The organism is uncultured Oscillibacter sp. (genome assembly GCF_950073225.1).
Classification (GTDB): Bacteria; Bacillota; Clostridia; order Oscillospirales; family Oscillospiraceae; genus Oscillibacter.
Map to the genome: position 1 here is coordinate 69,218 of NZ_CATMPS010000002.1, position 21,919 is coordinate 91,136.

Below are 21,919 nucleotides of genomic sequence, written 5' to 3' on the forward strand. Positions count from 1 at the left end.
CGGAGGAAACTTTGGAGCAGTATCCGATGGGCGGTTATTCCAAGGGAATGACCAGCGGCGCCTATCGTTTTGTGCTTCATGACCTGTTAAAGAATATCCAGCACTACGATTGGCTGTACAGCCGCCTGGAGGATGACGCATCCCGGTTAGTGTTTGGAAACCTTCTGGGCTATCGGATTTTCCCGGCTCAAAGCTTTCTGCAAGCGGCCTATGATGGGGAAACCCCCCAGTATTTTGACAAAAGAATTATTTCCTGTGATCAGAATGAGGTATTTGTGGACTGCGGAGGCTACACTGGCGATACCGCGGAAGAGTTCATCCGGCAATTTGGAAAATATAAGCGCCTCTATGTATATGAGCCAAATCAGGACAATTATCAAGTCTGCTGGAAAAATTTAGCAAAGTATCCCCATATTACGGTGCGGCCCTGCGGCGTAGGAGAAAAAACGAACCGTTTGGCAATGGAAAGCGGCGGCTCCTCGGCCACTTTTATGACAGAGCAGAAGTCATCGGATTCCCAAGGAATCCAAATCGTTTCCCTGGATGAGGACATCCGGGAACCGATAACCTTCTTGAAAATGGATATTGAGGGGTTTGAGATTCCGGCCCTGCTGGGGGCGAAGCGCCACATTCGGGATGATTTTCCGAAGCTGGCGATCTGTACGTATCATATTGTCAGCGACCTGTGGGAAATCCCCCGGCTGATTGACGCGATCCATCCAGGCTATCACTTTCATCTCCGCCATTATGATTTCCCGCAAAACTGGGAGACCGTAATTTACGCGGTCCCAGAGGCAAAGGCGGCGGCTCCGCTGATTCAGGTGGTTCGCCCAAGGAAACGCGTAGTTGCCATTCCTCACTCTGAGGGATGGGAGAATGCCCAATTGGTCAAAGACTGCGGAGTTCTGCCCTATCTGTTCCACAAGAACCACCGATGCGAGGTGAGCATGGTGGGAGCGAACATTGAGGAGGATTATCCAAACGCACGATATGTGCCCGGCATGAAGCTGGAATTCCTGCCTGATGGCGCACTCCGAACGAAATGGGAATATTTGAAGCAAAACGCGAGGCAAATTGACTGCCTCATGCTTCATGGCCCCTATCCTTCTTATTTTCCCTTGGCGGAATGTTATAAAGTCTGCAATCCGGAGGGAAAGATCAATTTGGTCCTGGCCGCCAATTCCTCCTGGATGGACCGGATCCAGTGGGACGAACCGGAATTTCGGGCTTTTATGGATCGGTGCGACGTGATCAGTGCGTCAGGCCATACGATGCAAAGGCACCTGAATGAAAAATGGCCCTGGCCGGTTGAGTTTATTCCAAATGGCTTCTATAATTTTTCAGACAAGCCCTGGCACGTTGATTTTTCGAAAAAGGAAAATATCATCCTGACGGTAGGGCGTCTGGGGACGGCGCAAAAGGCGACAAATGTTCTTCTGGAGGCCTTCGCCAAAATCGCGGATCAGATTCCCGGCTGGGAGCTGCACCTGGCGGGCAGTATAGAGGATTCCTTCCAGAAGTGGCTGAGCGAGTTTTGGGAACGGTTTCCGGAGCTGAAAAATCGCATCCGCTTTTTGGGGCGTATTTCAGAGAGGGACGCGCTCTATGAAACGTACCGGCGGGCCAAGATTTTTGCCCTTTCGTCTACATATGAAGGCGGGGCAAACGTGATTGCGGAGGCGCTGTTTGCCGGAAATGCCATGGCGGTTACAAAAATAGACGAGTATTCGGACGCGATTGGAAATGGCCGCTGCGGCCTGGCTTCGGAGATTGGCGATGTAGACGGCTTCGCGGGCAGCTTGCTTCAGCTTTGCCGAAGTGAGCGGCTGGATGAGATCTGCCGGGAGGCTTACGCTTATGCGCAGGAGGTCTATGATATGGAGCGGATCGCGGCGCGGCTTTATGCACTGATTTTTGGCGGGGAGGCATGAGATGGTAAGCCTGAATCTGAACAATGGCTCTGTTGCCTTTACCGGCTTGGAAGGAACTGTGGTCCTTTTGGACAGCGAAAAACCGCTGGAGAATAAGAGCCGGGTTTCCATGCACCGTTTGGCGGATCAGAAACACCCCATCATCAGTGATATTCTGCTGAAGCTGATTCAGCGGCAGCAAGAGGAAGAGGCCGATCTTGCAGTTCCCTTTGGGCTGCTGGATGCGCTGCTGACGGTACGTTTGATTCGCTCTTCAAAGCCGGTCTGGGTTTTGGAGTATGGCAGCGGGCAGGGCGAGTTGAGCGCCCATTTAGCGGAATTGCTGGGGACGTTTCATGAGGAGTCCATGCTGGTTTGCGCGCACGACACGATTGAACTGGAGTGGATGGAGCGGATTTCCCATGTGGAACATCTTCCGAAGCTCAGCTTTCTGGCGGGTGATTTTGGAGCCTTGGGTCTGCAGTCCAATAGCTTTCATATGGTTGTCTTAAATGGACGGACAGACTTCCAAAATCCGTATGAGGTGGTTGCCGACGCGCTTCGTCTGGTGCGGAAGGATGGTGTAATTTTCTGCTACACCGATGACTGCCCGCTTTTAGAAAGCGTTTTCAAGCTCTTCTTTGAGCTGCGGGAGGAGTTCGTTTTGCAGCCGTCCCAAAAAATATTGCTGGCGGACGTGGAAAATGTCTGCTGGCAGGCTGTGGAACCGCCGCACATTGATGTCAATGAAACGGGAAAATTGGTCAAAAAGTCCATTCGGTCAGGCCGAAAAGCAGCTCTTTCAGCGATGGAAGTGTTGAAAAGCAACGTAGACGCCGTTGCGCGGATGGGAGAGGCCGATAAAAAGATTCAATTGCTGGAGCAGAAGGAAAAACTGCTGGAATATATAACGAGGAGTTAGCTACATGATCATCTCCAGGACCCCGTTGCGGGCCTCCTTTTTTGGCGGCGGCAGCGACTTGAGCGGATACTACAAAAACTGCGCCGGAGGATACGGCGCGGTTTTAAGCAGCGCGATCAACATGTACGTCTATATTACGGTCAACAAAAAATTCGATGACCAAATTCGTGTCAGTTACTCCAAAACGGAAATTGTGGACCATGTAGATCAGATCGAGCACAATATCATTCGCGAAGCGCTGAAGATCGCCGGAATAGAAAAGGGGATCGAGATTGTTTACATGGGAGACATTCCCCTGGGCTCCGCCGGTGTGGGACTGGGGTCTTCCAGCGCTCTGGCAGTAGGGGTGCTGCATGCTCTTTTTGCCTATCAAGGAAAGGCTGTTTCAGCGGAATTTCTGGCGCAAAAAGCTTGCGAAATCGAGATTGACCGCTTGGGCAATCCCATTGGCAAGCAGGACCAGTACGCAGTTGCGTATGGAGGGTTTCATCGGTATCGCTTCAACGCAGATGAGACGGTCTTCGTGGATCCCGTCATCTGCCGTCCGGAAATGAAAGAAGCCCTTCAAAGCAATCTCATGTTTTTCTACACCAACATGACCCACATCTCCTCTCATATTCTTGCGGAACAGAAGGAAAATATTCCTCAGAAAATGCGAAACCTGGACCGAATGGTGGAAATGTCCTGCGAGGCGGAACGGCTCTTGCAGCAAAACGCCTTGGATGATTTCGGCGCGCTGCTGGATGAGGCTTGGAAGCTGAAACGGGAACTGGCTAGCGGTGTTTCTGTTCCCGAGATCGACGAGATGTATGCCGCCGCCCGGAAAGCAGGGGCCCTTGGCGGCAAGATATTGGGCGCGGGCGGCGGCGGCTTTATGATGCTGTACGTTCCGGAGAATGCCCGGCAGTCCGTGCGGGAGGCAATGAGACGCTACCGGGAGCAGACTGTGTCCCTGGAACCGGAGGGCAGCAAGATCATTTATGTCCGGTAATGCCGGAAGGAGAGAGCATGAAAAATCATACAGTACAGATTAATACGGACCGAATGCGTATGCCGGTGGACGAGAAAAATCTATTTGACGCCCGGCAGGCTGCCTATGAAAACTGCAACTCCCACAGCACGGCGATCATTACCATTTTAGTAGTTGCCTACAACCGGCTGGAAAAGACCCGGCGGTGCGTGGAAAGCATCCTGAAGTATACCAAGGGCATTGACTACGAACTGCTTTTGCTGGATAACGGCTCTGATGACGGTACTTTGGAGTATTTTCAGAGTGTACCCTATGAGAAGACCACCGTATGGACAATTTCTAACAATGTGGGGCTGAGTTATGCGTTTTCTCTGGCAATGCGGTATTTTCACACAGAGTATTTTGTTTCCGTTTCCAATGATGTGTACGTGACGGAAAACTGGCTGAAGAATCTGTTGTGCTGTATGCAAAGCGATCCCGCAATTGGCGTCGTCTGTCCGGTCAGCTCCCATGTTTCCAACTGTCAAGAGGTTGACCTGCATGTAAAAGACTTTGACGACATGCAGAGAAAGGCGGCCCAATTCAACCGTTCGGATCCTAGAAAGTGGCAGGAGCGGATGCGGATCATCACCATCATTCTGATGGTGAAGCGGGCGGTATGTGATGCTGCCGGCACGATCGATCTGGGCTTTTATCATGACTTCGGAGATGACGACATTTCCGCCCGTGTCCGGCACGCGGGCTATAAGCTGATGATCTGCGGAGATACATATGTCCATCATGACCACGATTTTCGAAACATGGAGGACAAGGACCCGGAGCAGTTTCAAAAATCCCTTGCGATGGGACGGAAAAATTACCGGGAAAAATACCAGGGAATTGATGCCTGGGACGATATCAGCAACTTTGAGCTGCCCATGATGCAGCTTCTGGAGCGGGAAGCGGCCTATCCCCAAAAACCGGAAATCCTATGCGTGGATCCCCGCTGCGGCACGCCGGTCCTTCAGGTCCGGAATATGCTGCGCGCCAAAGGTATTATGGACTGTGTCTCCAGCGCCTTTACCACCAAAGCAAAATACTTCTATGATTTACAGCTGGTAACAGAAGGGAACACGGTCTGTGACCGCATCGCCTTTTTCCCGGAACACTACCGGGAGGCAAGCTTCGATATCGTCCTCCTTGGTGAGCCGGTGAACACCTACCCGGAGCCGATCCGGGTGACGGAAAATCTGCTGCGTAGCGTGCGTAAGGGCGGAAAGCTTCTGGTGAAGCTGCGAAACACCGCCAGCGCCCAGGCATTTTTAAACCTGTTGGGTATTCAGCAGTCCATCGATGGAGATATGCCGCTGCAAATCTCGGAGGCGGAGTATACCCAGTGTTTGCAGATGATGAACGTGAAGCGGATTCATCAGCTCAACTGCGTGCAGGACATCCCCAAAGAAACTATGGAGGCGTTGGTGAGTGGTTTGCAGGCGTCAAAAATCTGCGCCGACCCAGCCCAGGCGGTCCAGAGAATGAACATTTGGGAATATATCTTCCTGATTGAAAAATAGGAGGGCAGGGATGGAGATTCATCAGGCTGTGATCCTGGCCGGTGGCCGGGGAACCCGGCTGCGCCCGTTCAGCGACACCGCGCCTAAGGCCATGTACCCTTTTGAGGGCAGGCCCTTTCTGGAATATCTCATTCGGCAGGTGAAGGATTTCGGCATTACGGACGTCCTTCTGCTTCTGGGTTACCTGCCTGAGAAGATCATGGACTATTTTGGAGATGGCGGTGCCTTCGGTATCCGGATCCAATACCAGGTCACCCCGGTCGAGTGGGAAACGGGAAGCCGTTTAAAAGCCGCGAGAAGCCTGCTGGCGGAACGCTTTTTGCTGCTGTACTGTGACAATTACTGCCCCCTGCAATGGGAAAAACTGACGGCGCAGTACGAAAAAAGCGGCCTGCCTCTCCAAATTACCGTCTACGAAAACGGGGACAATTACACGAAGAACAATCTGGCGGTTTCTCCGGAGGGCGTCATGACCTGTTATGACAAGCGGCGGGAAGCGCCTGGCCTCAGCGGGGTAGATATCGGTTACATCTTGATGCACAGGGACTTGGTGGACGATCTGCCGGAGGGAGACGTCAGCTTTGAGGGGAGCCTCTATCCCACTCTGATTTCCCAGGGAAAAGTCGGGGCGTATGTCACGCCGCACCGCTATTACAGCGTCGGCGGCTGGCCTCGGATCGAGCTGACGAAAGCGTTTTTTCAGCCGAAAAAAGTGGTTTTCCTGGACAGGGACGGCACACTGAACCGCCGCCCACCTAAGGCGGAGTATGTTACTGCGCCGAAGGACTTTGTGTGGCTGGAGGGCGCACGGGAAGCGGTGCGTCTTTTGAAGAAAAAGAGCTATGCCGTATATCTTGTGACGAATCAGCCCGGCATCGCGCGAAACCGGTTGACCTGGGAGGCGCTGGACTCCATCCACGACAAAATGCGGCAGGAGCTCCGGGAAGCCGGCGGAGAAGTGGATGATATCTTTATCTGCCCCCACGGTTGGGACGAGGGCTGCGGCTGCCGAAAGCCCAAACCAGGAATGCTGTATCAAGCACAGAAGAAATATTCCTTGGATTTAACTCAATGCGTCCTCATTGGGGATGACCAGCGGGATATTGAGGCCGGAGAGGCGGCGGGCTGCCGCTGCTTTTTAGTGGATGAGAAGTACAGCTTGCTCTCCTATGCGGAGCGTCTTCCGTGAAGAGCGGACATAAGGAGGAAACCAGCATGAGCAAACTATTTTTACGGGAATATTTAGACAGTCTACTGTCTCTGGAACAAAGTTTTGATTTGGAAGCTGTCAGCCGGATGATCGAATGCCTTGAAAAGGCGAGGGCAGAGCGCAGGCGTGTCTTTGTGTTCGGCAATGGCGGAAGTGCTTCTCATGCCAACCATATTGCCTGCGACTTGGGCAAAAACGTGACCAGCCGGGAAGCAGGACGTTTTCAGATCCTCTCTATCTGCGATAACATGGCTACCGTCACGGCCTACGCCAATGATGTGGGTTTCGACTGTGTTTTTCAAGAGCAGCTAAAAAATATTGATTTGACGGAGGGGGACATCATTTTAGCCATCTCCGCCAGCGGGAACTCGCCCAATGTGGTAAACGCCTGCACCTATGCCCGGGAGAAGCGGGCGGTAATCCTGAGTATGACGGGCTTCACCGGCGGGCGGCTGAAGGAGCTTTCCGACATCTGCCTGCACATTCCCTGTAGTGAATACGAGAAGGTGGAGGATCTGCATATGACCGCCATCCATATGCTGGTATCTTACTTTAAGAAGAGCGAGGTAAATATATGAGCATCATTCGAGCCCGCCGCCTGGATCTGAAGGAGACGAGGCCGTTGACGCCTCTGCGCCGGGAGAACAGTGATCGAAACGAACGGGAGGCGTTGGAAGGTGCGGTGAAACTGCGGTCCTACCCCCGGCGTCTGGTGCTGGAGATGACCAGCGCCTGCAACATCCGCTGCAAAATGTGCGGACGTGTTGCCGCCGATTTTACTCCTACCGTCTTTAAAAAGGATTGGCTTTCCATTTTCGAACCCATTGCGGATAAAATTGAGGAGGTGACTCTGCTGGGCTGGGGGGAGCCTACGCTCCATCCGGAGTTCTCCGAGTTCCTTGCTTGGGCCCATGCCCGGGGACTGCGGATTTTCTTCTGCACCAACGGCACCAGGCTGAAGGCGCTGACGGAGGACATCTTCCGGTATGAGGTGGATCTTCTGACTGTGAGCCTGGACGGCGCGGACGCGGCTACCAACAACGCCATCCGCTGCGGCGCGGACTTTGACACCATCCTCCGGGACGTAGAGGGTATTGTGGAGAAGAAACGGGCCCTGGGGGTCCAGTATCCGTATCTCAGCTTTGTAATGACCATGATGGACTCTAACTTCCGCAGTTTTCCGGATTATGTCCGCCTTGCGAAAAAAGTGGGGATTCAAGAGGTCAAGGGTGTTTATCTGACCGTGTTTGACGACGCTATGGCGGCGGAGTCCCTGGAAGGCAGGACGGAAGAACTGCGAGAAGTTTATGCGCAGGCACAGGCACAGGGAGAGGAATTGGGAATCGAGGTCAAACTGCCTTATCTCCAGGGGGAGGACATTGCAGGGGACGCTCCCCATAAGGACTGCTACGTGGGCTGGCGGGACTTTTTCCTGGGATCCGACGGTTTCGTACGCAGCTGTATGTCCACGCCGGTAAAGCTTTTCCGGGTGGAAGATTATTCCAGCTTTGATCAGATGTGGAATTCTCCGGAGTATCAGGCGTTCCGGGCCGCCGTAAACACGGAGAATATGTGTGCGGCCTGTCGGAACTGCTATCAGGCATCTGCGGCCAACTGGAACAGACCGTCTTCTTTTGACCAGAGGGGACAGACATTCGCACCGGAATGGGAGGGATAATCATGCCATTTACATTTACTGAAACGGAAATTCCCGGACTGTACATTGTTCAGCCCCATTTTCACCAGGACCAGCGGGGGAGCAATTTAAAGACATTTCACAAGCCTTCGTTTGAGGAAAAGGGGCTGCCCTGCGATTTTGGGGAGACGATGATTACCACCAACCTCCACAAAAACGTCATCCGCGGTTTCCATTACCAGCGTCCGCCTTATGCGCAATACAAGCTGTATTTCTGCCTTCAGGGAGAGTGGAACAATTATTCCGTGGATCTGCGGAAAGGGTCACCCACATATGGAAAAGTGATCTGCATCAATATGCGGGAGGAGGAACGGAAACTGCTTTATATCCCGGAAGGCATCGCCAATGCCCATCTGGTGCTGCGGGAGAATACGAGAGTGCTTTACCAGCTGGGGGCTCAGTATATGCCGGAGTACGACGCGGGTGTCCGGTGGGACAGCCTGGGGATTGACTTCGGGGAGCTTGCTCCCATCATGACCGAAAAAGACGCCGCTCTTCCGCCCTTCGCGGAGCTGGACAGCCCCTTTGTTTTTGGGAAAAACTGCTGATAAAGCAAGGATGGAGTGGAACCATGAAAACGGTATGTCCCCTTTGCGGCAGCGCCGGTATAGAAGAATTGCTTACACTGCATAAGATTCCGTATTTTCAGAACCGCCTGTGCGAAAGCGAACTTCAGGCCAGACACGATGGCTGCGGCACGCAAAGCATGACGCAGTGTCAGCATTGCGGCTTTGTATTCAACCGTGCGTTTGACCCGGAAAACGTGATTTATGGGAGCGGATATCATGCAGAACGCAGTACGTCTGTGTACTTCAATCAGCACCTGAAAAACGTAGCGGAGCAGATTGACGCTGCCTATGCGCTGAAAGGAAAACGTGTTTTGGAAGTTGCCTGCGGCACCGGCGAGTTTCTGCGGGCGATTGCAAAGTATGAGCCGCAGGCCTGTATTGGCGTGGATCCCAGCGCCGATGAAATACAGGGAAGCATCACAATTCACAGCAGATTGTTTGATGAAATATATTTAGGCCTTGTTTGAAAATTGGCGGAATGCCGGATTGGGGCAGATTTTTTTGCCAGGCAAGGCGATTTGACGCGGGAATCCTGACGGATTTCAAGTCAAATCAACGCAGTCCTGGCGGAAAAAGGTGCCCAAAGACGGCGTTTTGCCATTTTTCAAACAAGGCCTAGATCAATATTCGGATTCTATTGACATTTTAATCAGCCGTCACATGATCGAACATATTGAAAATCCCTTGGAGATGCTTCGCCTGTTTGGAAAAGCCCTGCCGGAAGCCGCCATTTTGTATCTGGAAACACCCAGGCTGGATTGGATTCTGAAAAACCACGTTTTTTATGACTTCAGCTATGAGCATTGTTCCTACTATACCGATGTGTTTATGATCCGGCTGCTGACTGCCGCCGGATTTTCCTTGATGGAAATGAGGCCCAGCTTTGACGGTCAATATTTTTCAATACTGGCGCGAAAAGAGGGAGAGGGCGCAGAGCTTGCTCCCGCTGGCATGGATGAACTGGAGCGGGTGAGACTGGCGTTCAGGGAAACAAAGAATACTTATCTTCAAGCAAGGGAAAGATTCTCGGCGCCCAGTTCCCTTTGCCGGCCGGTGTATACCTGTGGGGCGCAGGCGGAAAAGGTGTGATGTGCTGTAACCTTCTGGATGGGGGCCGGATTCTTGGATGTATTGATAAGAATCCGTTTAAGCAGGGAAAATTTATCCCTGGGACGGGGCACAAGGTCATTGCCCCGATGGATGTAACATACGAGAAGGCTCCCTATATATTGGTTGAAAATGACGTGTATTTTGAAGAGATTGAAAAAGAAGCGAAAAAGATAGATGAGCGAATCCAGGTGTTTTCTCTTAATGAATTGCTGGGGATTCTCCCTTGCTAAACGAATCCGCGTTTTGGTGCATAAGGAGATTGTACGATGATTCAAAAATTCAGAGTAGAGTTCTGCACGCATGAATATATGCAGATGACGATTGCTTCAGAGGGAGAACTCAATGGTTTTCCGATGCTGTCCATCGATTCAGAAAGCTATATTGACGGCGGTGAGATTCAAAGCGGAATGAACGTCCTGCCCTATGAAGGGCGGCACTGTATCGCGATTGGAAAGTCATGCTCTCTGGCAACTGACATTGTGTTTATGATTGATATGAATCATAACTATAACTCCGTGTTTCAAGGCGCGCTGCCCTCCATTTTCAACACCAGGCAGTTTATGACAACCCCCCGAAAAGCCTCCATCATCATCCAAAATGATGTCTGGGTGGGATACGGCGTCACGATTATGGCGGGGGTGACGCTCCACAACGGCTGCGTAGTAGCCGCCGGTTCAGTGGTGACGAAGGACGTGCCGCCGTATGCGATTGTTGGCGGAAATCCTGCGAAGATTATCCGCTATCGCTTTGAGCCGGAGATCATTGACGGCCTCCAGAAAATCGCGTGGTGGGACTGGCCCAACGAATGGAAAAAACAGCGCCGGGACGATTTTATCCGCCCAGTGGAAGAGTTTGTTGAGAAGTATCTTTCTCTCGCGGATAAATGCCCCCCCCCCGCGGACAATTCTGCAAACGTGTTCTCCGGCAGGAACGTGGTTTTGTTTGTGCCGGATGTTAAGGAATCCCACCCGGTATACCCGGATGTTTTGCGGCAGTATTTTGCGGTGGACCGGCCAAATGTGGAGCTGCTGCTCTACCTGCCCCAGGAAGACTCCGACAAAAAGTCCCTCCAGGCAATTGAGAAATTACTGAACCAATATGCAGACCGGGACTCCTATGTGACTTTGCAGGAGGGAACCACGATGGATGAACGGACCTTGATGCGGAACGCGTCCTATTTTGTCACAACCCGAAGCCGGCCAACGGTTTACCGCACATGCCTTGCGGATTTGTTCCAGACAAAAATTCTATACGGAACAGATAAGCCGATTTTTCCAGAGAGCTTGCGGTGATGAAGGGATGGAACATTTTCGATGAGCAAAATTCTTTTAACAGGCGCTTCCGGTTTCATAGGAACCCATGTGAGGAAAGCGCTGCATGAAGCCGGACACGAGATTATCTCTTTGGTGCGCACGTCTGGCGGAGCCATGGCCCCCTATCCAGGGGAGACATTTTTGACGGGGACACTGGCCGAAGCTGGTGCGCTGGAGCAGAGCCTGTCCGGTATAACCATGGATGCATGCGTCCACCTGGCCTGGGAAGGAATCCCGGATTACAGCAGCGAACCCAGCATAAAAAACATGGAATATGGTTTTCGGGTTTTAAGGCTGTGCAAACAGATGGAAATCAAAAAATTGGTTATTTCCGGCAGTTGCTGGGAATATGAAAAGCCCTCCGGAATGATTTCAGAAAACGCCCCGCTTTCTTATGAAAATCCTTTCAAGACGGCTAAAAATACCCTTCATACAATAGCGGAGATGTTCTGCCGGGAAAATGGCATTGCCGTCCATTGGCTGCGGCTGTTTTATGTCTATGGGGAAGGCCAGCGTCCGGGCTCCCTGATTCCCTATGTGGTGCGGGAGCTAAGGAGCGGAGTGTGTCCGGTTCTCGGCGGCGCGTTTAATCAAAATGACTTTGTCCACGTATCGGATGTGGCCCAAGCGGTGTGCAAATCGCTGGATTCCATGGAAGGGGAGCCCTCCTGCGGGACTTTTAATATCGGCTCCGGGCAAGCGGTTCGGGTGCTGGACGTGGTGGCTGCCGCAGCGCGAATCCTCCAGGTGCACATTGATCTCTCGCTTTATGAGCCGCCGGTTGTAGGAGCGCCTCCCTTCTGGGCGGACATTCGAGCAGCGAAAGAGCGGCTGGGCTGGGAACCGCGCGTATCCCTTGAGGAGGGCCTTGAACGGTATATCAGATTTTCAAAAAGGGAGAGTATATGAGGATTATTATATTTGGGACAGGTTATTTTGGAAAAGCGCTCTATCAAAAGCTGCGCTGTGCGCACAGCGTTGTCGGCTTTGCCAGCAACTACATCAAAAAAGAAGAAGATACCTTATTTGGGCTGCCGGTTCTTTTGCCGGCGGAGGCTCTGAGGAAGCAGATTTACGACGCGGTGGTCATTGCGTCTACAACAGGTGCGGAGGATATTTTTCAGCAATGCCTTGCTCTTGGGGTGCCGGAAAATCAGATCATCACCTCATATGCTCATGCCCCTATGGAGAGCCGGCGGATATACCTGAAAAATCTCGCCGATATGCTGAACGACTGTGAGCAGGAGGCAAGTGCAGCGGAGGCGGGTGTGTTTCAGGGAGAATTTGCGAAATGGATCAACCAATGCTTTCCCAATCGGGTGCTGCATCTATTTGACACCTTTCAGGGTTTTCATCCGGATGAGATGAAGGCCGATAAACAACGAGATTTCTCCACAGCCCAAGCGCATACTTATTATGCGGACACCTCGGTGGAATTGGTAATGAAAAAGATGCCTCATCCCGAGCAGTGCCGTATCCATAAGGGCTATTTCCCAGAATCAGCGGCAGGGCTTCACGAAAAATTCTGCTTCGTGAACTTGGACTTGGATCTTTATGATCCAACCTATCAGGGCTTATGGTTTTTTCAGGACAAAATGACGGACTCCGGTGTTATTCTGGTGCATGACTACTATTCGCTTTATGACGCGGGTGAATACAAAGGTGTCCGGGCGGCTGTAGACCGCTTTCTCTGTGAGTATATGGGGGACATCCGGAAATACCCCATTGGAGACGGCTACAGTGTGATGCTGGCGGGAAATTGGCAGGCATTGCGATGAGCGTTTTGGCGGGGAACAGGTTCATGATGTGTTTTCAGCAGTTGGGTCTGCTATGCGAAGGGTGTGAAGCCCTCCTTTTTTGATTTAAAAAATTTCCCCGCCTCCCGTGAGAGAACCTGGAGCCCCGCCGGGTATGACCGGATGCGTCCCAGCGCCTTCTCCAAGGTGGAATCCCTTCCGTTCAGCGGCGTGGTGATTCCTCTGGAAAAGCCGAAAAAATGAATCGCAGCAAAAGGAAGCGCCTGTCTGACGACAGGCGCTTCCTTTTGCAGTCGGGCAGAGGGGCGCAGTCACTGTGTCACATCTCCCGCTGATAACGCACTACCAGATAAACCTCCAGCAGGCTTTTGGAAACAAAGGTCACAATTGCCGCCAAAGTTACCCAAAACGGCGCGTCAAACCCGATGGACACCCATGCCGCCGCCATGACGCCCCATTGCAGGACGTCCCCGGACAGAGCCTTGGCCCGGCGGCGAATCGCCACGTTCCGCTCGTCGTTGACTTCGATCTCCTTTCTCCGGGCCTGGGCCGGGTCCTTTGTGTCCAAGCGCAGCATCAAAAGCCGCGTCAGCCCGATGGCCGCCATGCCGCTGCCGGAGCCCATCAGCACGCCGCCCAGGCTGTTGGGAATTGCCTCCCACAATATCAGCGACGCCGCGGCAAAACACAGCCCTATGACGATAAGCGCGATATACAGCGTCTTTTTCCCTTTCATGACGGTTCCTCCTCATAAATAAAAAGTTCCTCAATCGGCACGCCGAAATACCGGGACAGCTTAAACGCCAGCAGGATGGACGGGTTGTAGCGCCCATTCTCCAAGGACCCGATGGTCTGCCGGGAGACCTCCAGCGCCTCCGCCAGCTCCTCCTGCCGGAGTCCCCGGGCCTTCCGCAGCTCCTCCAGCCTGTTTTTCATCAAAAGCCTCCTCTCACTCATAATCTCCTTGTGACTTAATGGAAAGTTTGCTTTCCATCAGTAGAATAACATGAGTTTCACTGAATGTCAAGTACACTTTCCATAATTTTTTTGGACAAACCCGTCATAGAGCGCCCCGGGCGCTCATAGAGTGGAGTAACCAAAGAAAGGGGGAATCTCCCTTGCCAAAAAATGAACTGATTTCCCGTTATGAACAGGCTGCCGCCATCCTGCCCAGCCGCCTCCGCAAGGCGGCGCTGGCCCTCTCCAATGAGGAGAAGGCCGCGGCGGAGGAGCTGCGCCTCCGGGCGGGGCGGCCTCTGACGGTGCTGCTGCCTGCGGGGGAGCTGCCGCTGGAGGCGGAGGTGGAGCCGGAGGAGCTGGAAACCCTGTGCGACATCGCCACGGAGTTCTCCCGCTACGCCGCGTCCGAGTCTATCCGGGAGGGATTTCTTCCCGTCCGGGGGGGCTTCCGGATAGGGCTCTGCGGTACGGCGGTGATGAAGGACGGGGCCAACACAAACCTGAAAAACCTCTCCTCGGCGGCGATCCGCATCGCCAGGGAGCGGAAGGGCGTGGCCGAGGGCGTCGCTCCCCGGCTGTTCCGAGACGGCGGCTTTGTGAATACGCTGATTCTCTCCCCGCCGGGGGGCGGAAAGACGACTCTCCTGCGGGACTTGGTACGCTGTCTCTCCGAGGGGGGGCCGGACCGCCCGCCCCAGCGGATTTCCCTCATTGACGAGCGGGGGGAGGTGGCGGTGGTCCACCGGGGCGCGCCTCAAATGGACGTGGGGCCCCGGACGGATGTGCTGGACGCCTGCCCCAAGGCTCTGGGCATCCCCATCGTCCTCCGGGCCATGAATCCCCAGATCATCGCCGTGGACGAGATCACCGTCCGGGAGGATTTGGCGGCGATGAATATGGCGGCGGGCTGCGGCGTAGGGCTGCTGGCCACCATCCACGCCGCCGACGTCCCGGAGCTGCTGCGCAAGCCCCTCTACCGGACCCTGCTGGAAAATCAGGTTTTCCGCCTGGCGGTCCGCATTCTGCGGGATGAAAAGGGACGGGCCTACGCGCTGGAGGAGCTGCCGTGCTGAAGCTGGTGGGAAGTCTCTGCGTCGCCTCCGGGGGCGCGCTGGCCTGGTATGTCCAGCGGGCGGAGCGCCGCCGGGAACGGGACACGCTGTCGGATCTCCAGCGGGCTTTCCGCCGGATGGGGGAGGAGGTCCGCATGGCCCGCACGCCCCTGCCCGCGGTGTTAACCGCCTTGGCCGGGGACTGCGGGGGGCCCGCCGCCGCCTTTTTTCGGGCCGCTTCCCAAGCCGCCGCCGGAGGGGAGGACCTTCCCCGCATCTGGCGGGAGCGGGCAAATCTTTTGCCCCTGTCTGAGAGGGACAAGTCCGCTGTTTCCGTCCTGGCCCAGGACCTGCAAGGGGATGAAGAAAAGGCCTGTAAAGGGATATCACATGTCATAAATACCCTGGCGGAGAGTGCCGGGGAGGCGGAGAGGAAGCGCCCTGAGGAGGAGAAGCGAGCCGCCGCGCTGTGGTTTTCCGCCGCGGCGCTGCTGGTGATTTTACTGATATAGGGGAACGAACACATGGATGTGGATCTGATTTTCAAAATTGCCGCCATCGGCATCCTGGTGGCGGTGCTGAACCAGCTGCTGGTCCGCTCCGGCCGGGAGGAGCAGGCCATGATGACGACCTTGGCGGGGCTGGTGGTGGTCTTGATGATGATGGTCCAGGAGATCAGCGACCTCTTTGACCTCATCAAGACCCTGTTCAACTTTTAGCCGTGGAGCTGTCCATACAGGCGGCGGCGCTGTGCGTCGTGGCGGCCCTGCTGGCCCTGGTGGTGCGGCGGGGAAGCCCGGAGGCGGCGCTGCTGCTGACCCTGGGGGCCGCGGCGGCGGTGCTCCTCTCCCTGGCGGGGAGCCTGGAGCGGCTGATGGACTTTTTAGGGGAACTGGTGGAGGAGAGCGGATTGTCCCGGGAGCTGTTCACCCCCCTTTACAAAACCGTGGGCATTGCCCTGGTGGTGAAAATCGGCGGCAGCCTCTGCCGGGACGCGGGGGAGTCGGCCCTGGCCTCGGTGGTGGAGACGGCGGGAGCGGTCTGCGCCCTCATCGCCGCCCTGCCCCTTCTCCGGGCGGTGCTGTCGCTGTTGATGGAGCTGATGCGATGAAGAAATGGATTTGTCTCCTGTTCCTCCTCTTGGTCCTGACGGGGGAGGCCAGGGCGGCGGAGGTGCCGGAGGACCTGACGGACGCGCTGCCGGAGGCGGCGGAGGATATGCTGGAAATCGGGGACCTCTCCGGCCCCGAGGGCTTTTCCCAGGGATTGGCGGGAATTGCAGAGCGCGTTTCTGAGGAGGTGAAAGCCGTTTTGCGCCAGCGCGTCCGGGGGGCGGCGTCCATCCTGCTGGTGGCGGTGGCCTGCGGCGCGGTGGACGGCTTCGCCCGGGGAACCGGGGAGGGGAAAGCGGCCGCCTTTCTCCCCATGGCCGGAGCTCTGGCGGTGACGCTGCTGACGGCGGGAAGCCTGGAGGACCTCATCGGCCTGGGGGCGGAGACCATCCGGGAGCTGAATGTCTTTTCGAAAGCCCTGCTGCCGACCCTGGCGGCGGCCACGGCGGCCTCGGGAGCGGTGACCACCGCCACCTTTCAGCAGGTGACCACGGTGTTTTTGGCGGACCTTCTGATGGAGCTTATCGACGGGCTGCTGATTCCCATGGTCTATCTGTACATCGGGGCCCTGGCGGCGGGGGCCTGCCTGCCGGAAAACCGTCTGGGAGCTATTGCCGAGGCGCTGAAAAAAATCGTCACCTGGATTCTCACCACATCTTTGCTGCTGTTCACCGTGTACCTTTCCACTGTCCGGGTCATCGCCGGGGCGGCGGACGGGGCCTCGGTGAAGGTGGCCAAGGCCGCCATCTCCGGCGCGGTGCCGGTGGTGGGGGGGATCATCGCCGCGGCGGCGGAGACCGTCCTAGCCGGGGCGGGAATGCTGAAAAACACCATCGGCGTCTTTGGGATGCTGGCGATTCTGGCGGCCTGCGCCTATCCGTTTTTGCAATTGGGGGTGCAGTACCTGCTGTACAAGCTTTCCGCCTTCCTGGCGGCGGCGGTGGGCGCCCCGGATCTATGTAAGCTCATCGACGGGCTGGGCGGGGCCTTCGGCCTGGTGCTGGGCATGACCGGGAGCTGCGCTTTGCTGCTGCTGGTGTCGGTTCTCAGCTCCGTGGCGGCGGTGACGCCATGATCGGGGCGGTGCGGAGCTGGCTCACCTCCATCGCGGCGGTGACGCTGATGCTGACCGTGGTCCAGACCCTGGTGCCGGAGGGAACCCTGCGGAAGATTTCCGGGTTTACCGGGGGGCTTTTGCTGCTGGCGGCGCTGCTCCAGCCGGTGCTGAAAACCGACCTGGGGCGGCTGCGGCTGGACTTCTCCGGTTATGAGGAGGCCATTGAGGCAAGGACGGCGGAGCTGGACAATGCGGGAAAAGAAGAGCTGGCGGCAATCATAGCCGGGCGGACCGCAGCATATATATCGGACAAAGCGGACGCGCTGGGGCTGGACGTGGAGGCCCGGGTGGAGACGGAGCCGGGAGCGGACGGGGAGCCCCCCCTCCCGGCCTGGGCGGAGCTGAGGGGCCCTTACTCCCAAGACCTGGCGGACTGGATCGCGGGGGAGCTTGGAATTCCGGCGGAGAGGCAGGTTTGGCATGAAGGAAAAAACTGAAGGAGCGCGAAAGATATGGAACAAGTACAAGTACGCGGCGCTGGTAGCGCTGATTGGCGCGGGGCTGCTGCTGTGGCCGGGACTGGGGAGCGGAGAGGCCGCCTCCCGGCCGGAGCGGAAGGAGTCCCAGAGCGCCAAGGGCGGCTGGGACCTCCAGACGGTGCAGACGGAAATGGAGAACATCCTGGCGGCCATGGACGGCGTGGGCCAGGTGAAGGTGATGCTGACGGTGGATTCCGACGGGGAGCGGCAGCTGGCCCAGGACACGCAGCTGAGCTACAGCGGGGACACCGCCGCGCCGGAGGATTATTCCCGCAAGTCGGAGACGGTCCGCTTGGACGGCTCCGGGGGAGACGAGGCGGTGGTGGTGCGGACCACGTATCCCACGTACCGGGGAGCCCTGGTGGTGTGCCAGGGCGGCGGCAGCGCGGAGGTCCGGCTGGCGGTGACGGGGGCGGTAGCCGCCCTCACCGGCTTGCCCACCGACCGGGTCACGGTGGCAAAATGGCAGTGATTATTTGGAGGAGGAAAGGGTCTATGAGCGCGAGATGGAAGCGGAACGCCGTGGTGGCGGTGATGGCGGTGCTGGTTTGCTCGGCGGTGGCGCTGAACTGGCTGTACACCGGGCAGGAGGTGCAGGAGGCCTCCGGAGGGAAGCTCCTGGGGGAGGCCCAGCTGGTTTCCGGCAAGGGGACCGAAAAAACCGGCGAAGAGGAAAAGACCGGGGAAGGGGAGCAGGCCCCCGCCCCCGCGGAGGCGGAGGAGACCGGGGCCCCGCCGGACGAGGGGATGATCTACACCGGCTCGGACTACTTCGCCTCCGCCCGGCTGACCCGGCAGCAGGCCCGGGACAACGCCCTTTCCCTCCTCCAGGAGGCGGCGGAGCAGGAAAACGCCGACGCCGCCGTGGCCAACGAGGCCTCCCAGGGCATCCAGGTCCTGGCCTCCTACACCCTGGCGGAGGCTCAGATCGAAAACCTGGTCACCGCCAAGGGCTACACGGACTGCGTGGCCTTCATGGGGGACGAATGCGTCAGCGTGGTGGTGTCCACCAAAAGCGGGGATCTGACCGCCGAGGATGTGGCAAAAATCACCGACATCACCATGACGGAGACGGGCCTCCCGGCGGGAAATATCAAGATCATGGCGGCAAATTAGTAGTTGTAATTTCCGGCGGGATGTGATATAATCACTCAGCATGATTTCAGCGGAAAGGCCCGCCGTGAAATGGCGGTCCCATTTCACGAAGGAAAAATAAGGAGAGGTACAGCAATGGCCGAGAGTAAGGAATATATGACCCTGCCGGAGGAAAACGGCAGCATCAACATCTCGGAGGAGGTCATCGCCGCCATCGCCGTGGGCGCGGTCCGGGAGGTGGAGGGCGTGTCCGGAATGATGACCAACCTGGGCGGAAGCGTCAGCGATTTGGTGAACAACCGGAAAAACGCCCAGAAGGGCGTCCGGGGCGTGAAAATCGACATGACCGGCGCGGCGCTGGTGCTGGACCTGTATCTGACCGTCCAGTATGGCAACCCCATCCCCGAGGTGGCGGGAAACGCCCAGAAGGCCGTGTCCTCCGCTGTGGAGGCCATGACCGGCTGCGCCGTGGAGGCGGTGAACATCCATGTGGGCGGCGTGACGCTGAACTGAGCGCCGGATTTGAACATCAGATAAAGGACGAAGGACTATGGTACGGAACACCGCCCGGGAGATCGCCGTTCATCTCTCCTATGAATTGAGTTTTACCGACAAGACGGCGGAAGAGCTGCTGGACCAGCGGCTGACGGCGGCGGCCTTCGCGGAGCTTGCGGAGGAGGAGGACCTCTACCGGGAGGCCCCCAACGCCAAGCAGACGGCCTATATCCGCCGCCTGGTTCAGGGCGTCGACGAGCACGGCGCAGAGCTGGACGGCTATATCGAGAAGTATGCCAAAGGCTGGAAGTTCTCCCGCATCCCGCTGGTGGCTTCCGCCATCATGCGGGTGGCCATGTACGAGGTGCTGTACATGCCGGACGTGCCCAACGCCGCCGCCATCAACGAGGCGGTGGAAATCGCCAAAAAGTACGAAACGCCGGAGACGGTGAAATTCATCAACGGCATCCTGGGCAGCTTCTCCCGGCAGGAGCTCTCCGAATAAAAAACAGCAGAGCGGGCATGGGACGTACCATGTCCTGCTCTGCTTTTTCCCGTGGGGGAGGTCCCGGAACCGCTCCTCTTCAATCGGCGTTTTGACCGTTCCTCTTGACGGGAACCACATGCCGCCGGGGCGTCCGGGGTGTCAGGCCCTCGCTGGTGCGAAAGCCCAGGAGGAACGCCTGGATGGCCGTAAATTCCAGGGCGTGTTTCAGATTTACGCAGTTGGCTGGCGATAATGCGTTTTCGACGAGATGGAAATGGAATTCGTACTCGTCTTTTTCAACGGCGTCGATTTGAGGCTGGATGTAGTTGGCGTGGAGCCAGAGCATGAAATCGGACATATGGACCACCTTTCTTCGTAACGACGAATTCGTCGGGTAATAAAATGATTTTAACACGCAGAATCCGTCGTGCCAAGGAGTTTGTTATGGATTTTTCGGAAAGATTGCGAGAACTTAGGAAAGAGAAGAAAGAAACCCAGGTGCAAACCGCAAAAGCAATCGAGATTACCGATCGTCAATATCAGCGGTTCGAGGCGGGGGAGAATCTTCCGGGTTTTGAAAATCTCTGCGCCCTGGCGGATCATTTCGGCGTCACCCTGGACTACCTGGCCGGGCGCACCGACGAGAGGTAACCCCATGGAACAGCACATTTTCGGCGTTGCCGAGGTCAACCAGCTGGTCAAGCTTCTGCTGGACGGCGAGCCCATGCTCCAGGACGTGTACGTCCGGGGGGAGCTCTCCAATTATAAAATGTATCCCTCCGGCCACCACTATTTCACCTTGAAGGACCCGGAGGGGGCCCTGCGGTGCGTCATGTTCCGGGGGCAGGCCTCCCGCCTCCGGTTCCGCCCGGAAAACGGCATGAAGGCCATCGCCCAGGGGCGGATCACCGTCTTCCCCCGGGACGGGGCCTACCAGCTCTACTGCAATTCCCTGACCCCCGAGGGGGCGGGGGATCTGGCGGTGGCCTTCGAGCAGCTGAAAGCCAAGCTCTACGCCGAGGGCCTCTTCGATCCCGCCCACAAAAAGCCCCTGCCGCCCTACCCGGATCGGATTGCCATCGTTACCTCCTCCGCCGGGGCGGCGGTCCACGACATGATCCGCATCCTGCGGCGGCGGTATCCTCTGGCAAAGGCAGTCCTCCTGCCTGTCCGGGTCCAGGGGGCCGAGGCCCCGCCGGAAATCGCCGGGGCCATCCGCTATGCCAACAAGTGGAAGGTGGGGGACGTGATCATCACGGGCCGGGGCGGCGGGTCCATGGAAGACCTGTGGGCCTTCAACGACGAGCGGGTGGCCCAGGCCATCTACGACTCGGAGCTGCCCGTCATCTCCGCCGTGGGCCATGAACCGGACGTGACGATTTCCGACTTTGTGGCGGACGCAAGGGCTTCCACGCCCTCCAACGCGGCGGAGATCGCGGTGCCGGACCAGGAGGCGTTAAAACAGTGGCTGAGCGGCGCGTTCTCCCGGCTGGAGCGGAGCGAAACCGCCCGGCTGGCGGCCCTTCGGCAGCGGCTGGAGACTTTAGCGGAAAAGCGGGTCCTCCGGGACCAGATGGCCTATGTCCAGGACAAGCGGATGGAGCTTCTCCACGTCCAGCAGCGGCTGGGAGACCTGTCGGCGGGACTGGTAGCCGGGAAGCGGGAGAGGGTTTCCGTCCTGGGGGCGGCGCTGGACGCTATGAGCCCCTTGAAAGTACTGGGCCGGGGCTACGCCATGGCCCAGGGGCCGTCGGGGGAAATTCTGCGATCCTGGCGGGAGGTACAGGCCGGGGAGCGGGTTTCCGTGGCCCTGGGAGAAGGGGGCTTCCTCTGCACGGTGGAGGAGCCTTATGAAAAGGAGGGAACGGCATGGCCGCAAAAAAGCTGACCTTTGAACAGCAGATTGCCCGGTTGGAGGAGATTGTCTCCGCCCTGGAACAGGGGGATGTCCAGCTGGCGGATTCCCTGGCCCTCTTTGAGGAGGGGACAAAGCTCATCGCCGCCTGCACGAAGCAGCTGGACCAGGCGGAGCAGCAAGTGGTGAAGTTAATGAAGGGCCCCGGCGGCGCGCCCGTCGAGCTGCCCTTTGAAAGTACGGAGGAGGTCTGAACC

General features: G+C 56.9%; 30 protein-coding genes. 27 read left to right on the forward strand and 3 right to left on the reverse strand.

Annotation, left to right across the window (positions count from 1 at the left end):
* The first annotated feature begins 11 nt into the window (after positions 1-11).
* From Q1M04_RS01915 to Q1M04_RS01980, 14 genes are all read left to right on the forward strand, one after another.
* Complete coding sequence (locus Q1M04_RS01915) at positions 12-1,931, forward strand: FkbM family methyltransferase (RefSeq protein WP_300446315.1); 1,920 nt, start codon at positions 12-14, stop codon at positions 1,929-1,931.
* Between the two features lies 1 nt (position 1,932).
* The gene (locus Q1M04_RS01920) at positions 1,933-2,832 is read left to right on the forward strand and encodes a class I SAM-dependent methyltransferase (protein WP_297996935.1); all 900 of its coding nucleotides are present in this window, start codon (positions 1,933-1,935) and stop codon (positions 2,830-2,832) included.
* A 4-nt stretch (positions 2,833-2,836) separates the two neighbouring features.
* Positions 2,837-3,823 (forward strand): GHMP kinase, encoded by a 987-nt coding sequence (locus tag Q1M04_RS01925; RefSeq protein WP_297996933.1) that lies wholly within the window; start codon positions 2,837-2,839, stop codon positions 3,821-3,823.
* A gap of 17 nt (positions 3,824-3,840) precedes the next feature.
* The gene (locus tag Q1M04_RS01930; RefSeq protein WP_297996931.1) at positions 3,841-5,355 is read left to right on the forward strand and encodes a glycosyltransferase family 2 protein; all 1,515 of its coding nucleotides are present in this window, start codon (positions 3,841-3,843) and stop codon (positions 5,353-5,355) included.
* Positions 5,356-5,365: 10 nt separating this feature from the next.
* The gene (locus Q1M04_RS01935; RefSeq protein WP_297996929.1) at positions 5,366-6,544 is read left to right on the forward strand and encodes an HAD-IIIA family hydrolase; all 1,179 of its coding nucleotides are present in this window, start codon (positions 5,366-5,368) and stop codon (positions 6,542-6,544) included.
* A gap of 26 nt (positions 6,545-6,570) precedes the next feature.
* A complete protein-coding gene (locus Q1M04_RS01940; protein ID WP_297996927.1) occupies positions 6,571-7,143 on the forward strand; it encodes an SIS domain-containing protein in 573 nt (190 codons plus the stop codon).
* Positions 7,140-8,243, forward strand: a complete 1,104-nt coding sequence (locus tag Q1M04_RS01945) for a radical SAM protein (protein WP_297996925.1) — start codon at positions 7,140-7,142, stop codon at positions 8,241-8,243. Before Q1M04_RS01940 ends, Q1M04_RS01945 begins: the two co-directional genes overlap by 4 nt.
* A 2-nt stretch (positions 8,244-8,245) precedes the next feature.
* Complete coding sequence (gene rfbC / locus Q1M04_RS01950; protein WP_297996923.1) at positions 8,246-8,809, forward strand: dTDP-4-dehydrorhamnose 3,5-epimerase family protein; 564 nt, start codon at positions 8,246-8,248, stop codon at positions 8,807-8,809.
* Between the two features lie 23 nt (positions 8,810-8,832).
* The gene (locus Q1M04_RS01955) at positions 8,833-9,297 is read left to right on the forward strand and encodes a methyltransferase domain-containing protein (protein ID WP_297996921.1); all 465 of its coding nucleotides are present in this window, start codon (positions 8,833-8,835) and stop codon (positions 9,295-9,297) included.
* A gap of 109 nt (positions 9,298-9,406) precedes the next feature.
* Entirely contained in the window at positions 9,407-9,919 is a 513-nt protein-coding gene (locus Q1M04_RS01960) for a methyltransferase domain-containing protein (RefSeq protein ID WP_297996919.1), read from the forward strand.
* Positions 9,919-10,170, forward strand: coding sequence for a hypothetical protein (locus Q1M04_RS01965; RefSeq protein WP_297997039.1), 252 nt, complete (start codon positions 9,919-9,921; stop codon positions 10,168-10,170). Before Q1M04_RS01960 ends, Q1M04_RS01965 begins: the two co-directional genes overlap by 1 nt.
* Positions 10,171-10,206: 36 nt before the next feature.
* Positions 10,207-11,232: a CatB-related O-acetyltransferase gene (locus Q1M04_RS01970; RefSeq protein WP_297996917.1), complete on the forward strand. Its 1,026-nt coding sequence runs from the start codon at positions 10,207-10,209 to the stop codon at positions 11,230-11,232.
* Between the two features lie 21 nt (positions 11,233-11,253).
* Positions 11,254-12,162, forward strand: a complete 909-nt coding sequence (locus Q1M04_RS01975; RefSeq protein ID WP_297996915.1) for an NAD(P)-dependent oxidoreductase — start codon at positions 11,254-11,256, stop codon at positions 12,160-12,162.
* A complete protein-coding gene (locus tag Q1M04_RS01980; RefSeq protein WP_297996913.1) occupies positions 12,159-13,031 on the forward strand; it encodes a TylF/MycF/NovP-related O-methyltransferase in 873 nt (290 codons plus the stop codon). The genes Q1M04_RS01975 and Q1M04_RS01980 overlap by 4 nt, the downstream gene beginning before the upstream one ends.
* Before the next feature lie 298 nt (positions 13,032-13,329).
* Here the strand turns inward: Q1M04_RS01980 and Q1M04_RS01985 are convergent, their stop codons facing one another.
* Positions 13,330-13,746: a hypothetical protein gene (locus Q1M04_RS01985; RefSeq protein ID WP_297996911.1), complete on the reverse strand. Its 417-nt coding sequence runs from the start codon at positions 13,744-13,746 to the stop codon at positions 13,330-13,332.
* On the reverse strand, positions 13,743-13,946 hold the full coding sequence (locus tag Q1M04_RS01990) for a helix-turn-helix transcriptional regulator (RefSeq protein WP_297996909.1): 204 nt from the start codon (positions 13,944-13,946) through the stop codon (positions 13,743-13,745). The genes Q1M04_RS01985 and Q1M04_RS01990 overlap by 4 nt, the downstream gene beginning before the upstream one ends.
* Positions 13,947-14,128: 182 nt before the next feature.
* On the opposite strand from Q1M04_RS01990, the gene Q1M04_RS01995 reads away from it, so the two are divergent.
* From Q1M04_RS01995 to nusB, 10 genes are all read left to right on the forward strand, one after another.
* Positions 14,129-15,043 carry a stage III sporulation protein AA gene (locus tag Q1M04_RS01995; RefSeq protein WP_297996907.1) on the forward strand — a complete coding sequence of 305 codons (915 nt, stop codon included), beginning with the start codon at positions 14,129-14,131 and terminating at the stop codon, positions 15,041-15,043.
* Complete coding sequence (locus Q1M04_RS02000) at positions 15,037-15,534, forward strand: stage III sporulation protein AB (RefSeq protein WP_297996905.1); 498 nt, start codon at positions 15,037-15,039, stop codon at positions 15,532-15,534. Before Q1M04_RS01995 ends, Q1M04_RS02000 begins: the two co-directional genes overlap by 7 nt.
* A 12-nt stretch (positions 15,535-15,546) precedes the next feature.
* A complete protein-coding gene (gene spoIIIAC / locus Q1M04_RS02005; RefSeq protein WP_204790889.1) occupies positions 15,547-15,741 on the forward strand; it encodes a stage III sporulation protein AC in 195 nt (64 codons plus the stop codon).
* 2 nt (positions 15,742-15,743) lie between these two features.
* Positions 15,744-16,133 (forward strand): SpoIIIAC/SpoIIIAD family protein, encoded by a 390-nt coding sequence (locus Q1M04_RS02010; RefSeq protein WP_204790888.1) that lies wholly within the window; start codon positions 15,744-15,746, stop codon positions 16,131-16,133.
* Complete coding sequence (locus Q1M04_RS02015; protein ID WP_297996902.1) at positions 16,130-17,209, forward strand: stage III sporulation protein AE; 1,080 nt, start codon at positions 16,130-16,132, stop codon at positions 17,207-17,209. Before Q1M04_RS02010 ends, Q1M04_RS02015 begins: the two co-directional genes overlap by 4 nt.
* Positions 17,206-17,688, forward strand: a complete 483-nt coding sequence (locus Q1M04_RS02020) for a stage III sporulation protein AF (protein ID WP_297996900.1) — start codon at positions 17,206-17,208, stop codon at positions 17,686-17,688. The genes Q1M04_RS02015 and Q1M04_RS02020 overlap by 4 nt, the downstream gene beginning before the upstream one ends.
* A complete protein-coding gene (locus Q1M04_RS02025) occupies positions 17,672-18,202 on the forward strand; it encodes a hypothetical protein (RefSeq protein ID WP_297996897.1) in 531 nt (176 codons plus the stop codon). The genes Q1M04_RS02020 and Q1M04_RS02025 overlap by 17 nt, the downstream gene beginning before the upstream one ends.
* Positions 18,203-18,225: 23 nt before the next feature.
* Positions 18,226-18,846, forward strand: a complete 621-nt coding sequence (locus Q1M04_RS02030; RefSeq protein WP_295755080.1) for a SpoIIIAH-like family protein — start codon at positions 18,226-18,228, stop codon at positions 18,844-18,846.
* Positions 18,847-18,960: 114 nt separating this feature from the next.
* Entirely contained in the window at positions 18,961-19,338 is a 378-nt protein-coding gene (locus tag Q1M04_RS02035; protein ID WP_204791475.1) for an Asp23/Gls24 family envelope stress response protein, read from the forward strand.
* 37 nt (positions 19,339-19,375) lie between these two features.
* Positions 19,376-19,825, forward strand: coding sequence for a transcription antitermination factor NusB (gene nusB / locus Q1M04_RS02040; protein ID WP_297996895.1), 450 nt, complete (start codon positions 19,376-19,378; stop codon positions 19,823-19,825).
* A gap of 79 nt (positions 19,826-19,904) precedes the next feature.
* On the opposite strand, the gene Q1M04_RS02045 is transcribed toward nusB, so the two are convergent.
* Entirely contained in the window at positions 19,905-20,165 is a 261-nt protein-coding gene (locus Q1M04_RS02045; RefSeq protein ID WP_293279852.1) for a hypothetical protein, read from the reverse strand.
* Positions 20,166-20,251: 86 nt separating this feature from the next.
* Between Q1M04_RS02045 and Q1M04_RS02050 the strand changes: the two genes are divergently transcribed.
* From Q1M04_RS02050 to xseB, 3 genes are read left to right on the forward strand one after another with little or no spacing between them, the layout of a single operon-like run.
* Complete coding sequence (locus Q1M04_RS02050; RefSeq protein WP_204791473.1) at positions 20,252-20,458, forward strand: helix-turn-helix domain-containing protein; 207 nt, start codon at positions 20,252-20,254, stop codon at positions 20,456-20,458.
* A 4-nt stretch (positions 20,459-20,462) separates the two neighbouring features.
* Positions 20,463-21,695: an exodeoxyribonuclease VII large subunit gene (gene xseA, locus Q1M04_RS02055; RefSeq protein ID WP_297996893.1), complete on the forward strand. Its 1,233-nt coding sequence runs from the start codon at positions 20,463-20,465 to the stop codon at positions 21,693-21,695.
* Positions 21,677-21,916, forward strand: coding sequence for an exodeoxyribonuclease VII small subunit (gene xseB, locus Q1M04_RS02060; protein WP_204789451.1), 240 nt, complete (start codon positions 21,677-21,679; stop codon positions 21,914-21,916). The genes xseA and xseB overlap by 19 nt, the downstream gene beginning before the upstream one ends.
* Positions 21,917-21,919: the final 3 nt, after the last annotated feature.

Coding starts and splice junctions, on each gene's coding strand:
- Q1M04_RS01985 (WP_297996911.1), bottom strand. CDS start 13,746: ATGAAAGGGAAAAAGACGCTGTATATCGCGCTTATCGTCATAGGGCTG.
- Q1M04_RS01935 (WP_297996929.1), top strand. CDS start 5,366: ATGGAGATTCATCAGGCTGTGATCCTGGCCGGTGGCCGGGGAACCCGG.
- Q1M04_RS02035 (WP_204791475.1), top strand. CDS start 18,961: ATGGCCGAGAGTAAGGAATATATGACCCTGCCGGAGGAAAACGGCAGC.
- Q1M04_RS01925 (WP_297996933.1), top strand. CDS start 2,837: ATGATCATCTCCAGGACCCCGTTGCGGGCCTCCTTTTTTGGCGGCGGC.
- Q1M04_RS01965 (WP_297997039.1), top strand. CDS start 9,919: ATGTGCTGTAACCTTCTGGATGGGGGCCGGATTCTTGGATGTATTGAT.
- Q1M04_RS02025 (WP_297996897.1), top strand. CDS start 17,672: ATGAAGGAAAAAACTGAAGGAGCGCGAAAGATATGGAACAAGTACAAG.
- Q1M04_RS01940 (WP_297996927.1), top strand. CDS start 6,571: ATGAGCAAACTATTTTTACGGGAATATTTAGACAGTCTACTGTCTCTG.
- Q1M04_RS01970 (WP_297996917.1), top strand. CDS start 10,207: ATGATTCAAAAATTCAGAGTAGAGTTCTGCACGCATGAATATATGCAG.
- rfbC (WP_297996923.1), top strand. CDS start 8,246: ATGCCATTTACATTTACTGAAACGGAAATTCCCGGACTGTACATTGTT.
- Q1M04_RS01990 (WP_297996909.1), bottom strand. CDS start 13,946: ATGAAAAACAGGCTGGAGGAGCTGCGGAAGGCCCGGGGACTCCGGCAG.
- Q1M04_RS02030 (WP_295755080.1), top strand. CDS start 18,226: ATGAGCGCGAGATGGAAGCGGAACGCCGTGGTGGCGGTGATGGCGGTG.
- Q1M04_RS01945 (WP_297996925.1), top strand. CDS start 7,140: ATGAGCATCATTCGAGCCCGCCGCCTGGATCTGAAGGAGACGAGGCCG.
- Q1M04_RS01980 (WP_297996913.1), top strand. CDS start 12,159: ATGAGGATTATTATATTTGGGACAGGTTATTTTGGAAAAGCGCTCTAT.
- xseB (WP_204789451.1), top strand. CDS start 21,677: ATGGCCGCAAAAAAGCTGACCTTTGAACAGCAGATTGCCCGGTTGGAG.
- Q1M04_RS01975 (WP_297996915.1), top strand. CDS start 11,254: ATGAGCAAAATTCTTTTAACAGGCGCTTCCGGTTTCATAGGAACCCAT.
- nusB (WP_297996895.1), top strand. CDS start 19,376: ATGGTACGGAACACCGCCCGGGAGATCGCCGTTCATCTCTCCTATGAA.
- Q1M04_RS01920 (WP_297996935.1), top strand. CDS start 1,933: ATGGTAAGCCTGAATCTGAACAATGGCTCTGTTGCCTTTACCGGCTTG.
- Q1M04_RS02015 (WP_297996902.1), top strand. CDS start 16,130: ATGAAGAAATGGATTTGTCTCCTGTTCCTCCTCTTGGTCCTGACGGGG.
- spoIIIAC (WP_204790889.1), top strand. CDS start 15,547: ATGGATGTGGATCTGATTTTCAAAATTGCCGCCATCGGCATCCTGGTG.
- Q1M04_RS01955 (WP_297996921.1), top strand. CDS start 8,833: ATGAAAACGGTATGTCCCCTTTGCGGCAGCGCCGGTATAGAAGAATTG.
- Q1M04_RS02020 (WP_297996900.1), top strand. CDS start 17,206: ATGATCGGGGCGGTGCGGAGCTGGCTCACCTCCATCGCGGCGGTGACG.
- xseA (WP_297996893.1), top strand. CDS start 20,463: ATGGAACAGCACATTTTCGGCGTTGCCGAGGTCAACCAGCTGGTCAAG.
- Q1M04_RS01930 (WP_297996931.1), top strand. CDS start 3,841: ATGAAAAATCATACAGTACAGATTAATACGGACCGAATGCGTATGCCG.
- Q1M04_RS02050 (WP_204791473.1), top strand. CDS start 20,252: ATGGATTTTTCGGAAAGATTGCGAGAACTTAGGAAAGAGAAGAAAGAA.
- Q1M04_RS02045 (WP_293279852.1), bottom strand. CDS start 20,165: ATGTCCGATTTCATGCTCTGGCTCCACGCCAACTACATCCAGCCTCAA.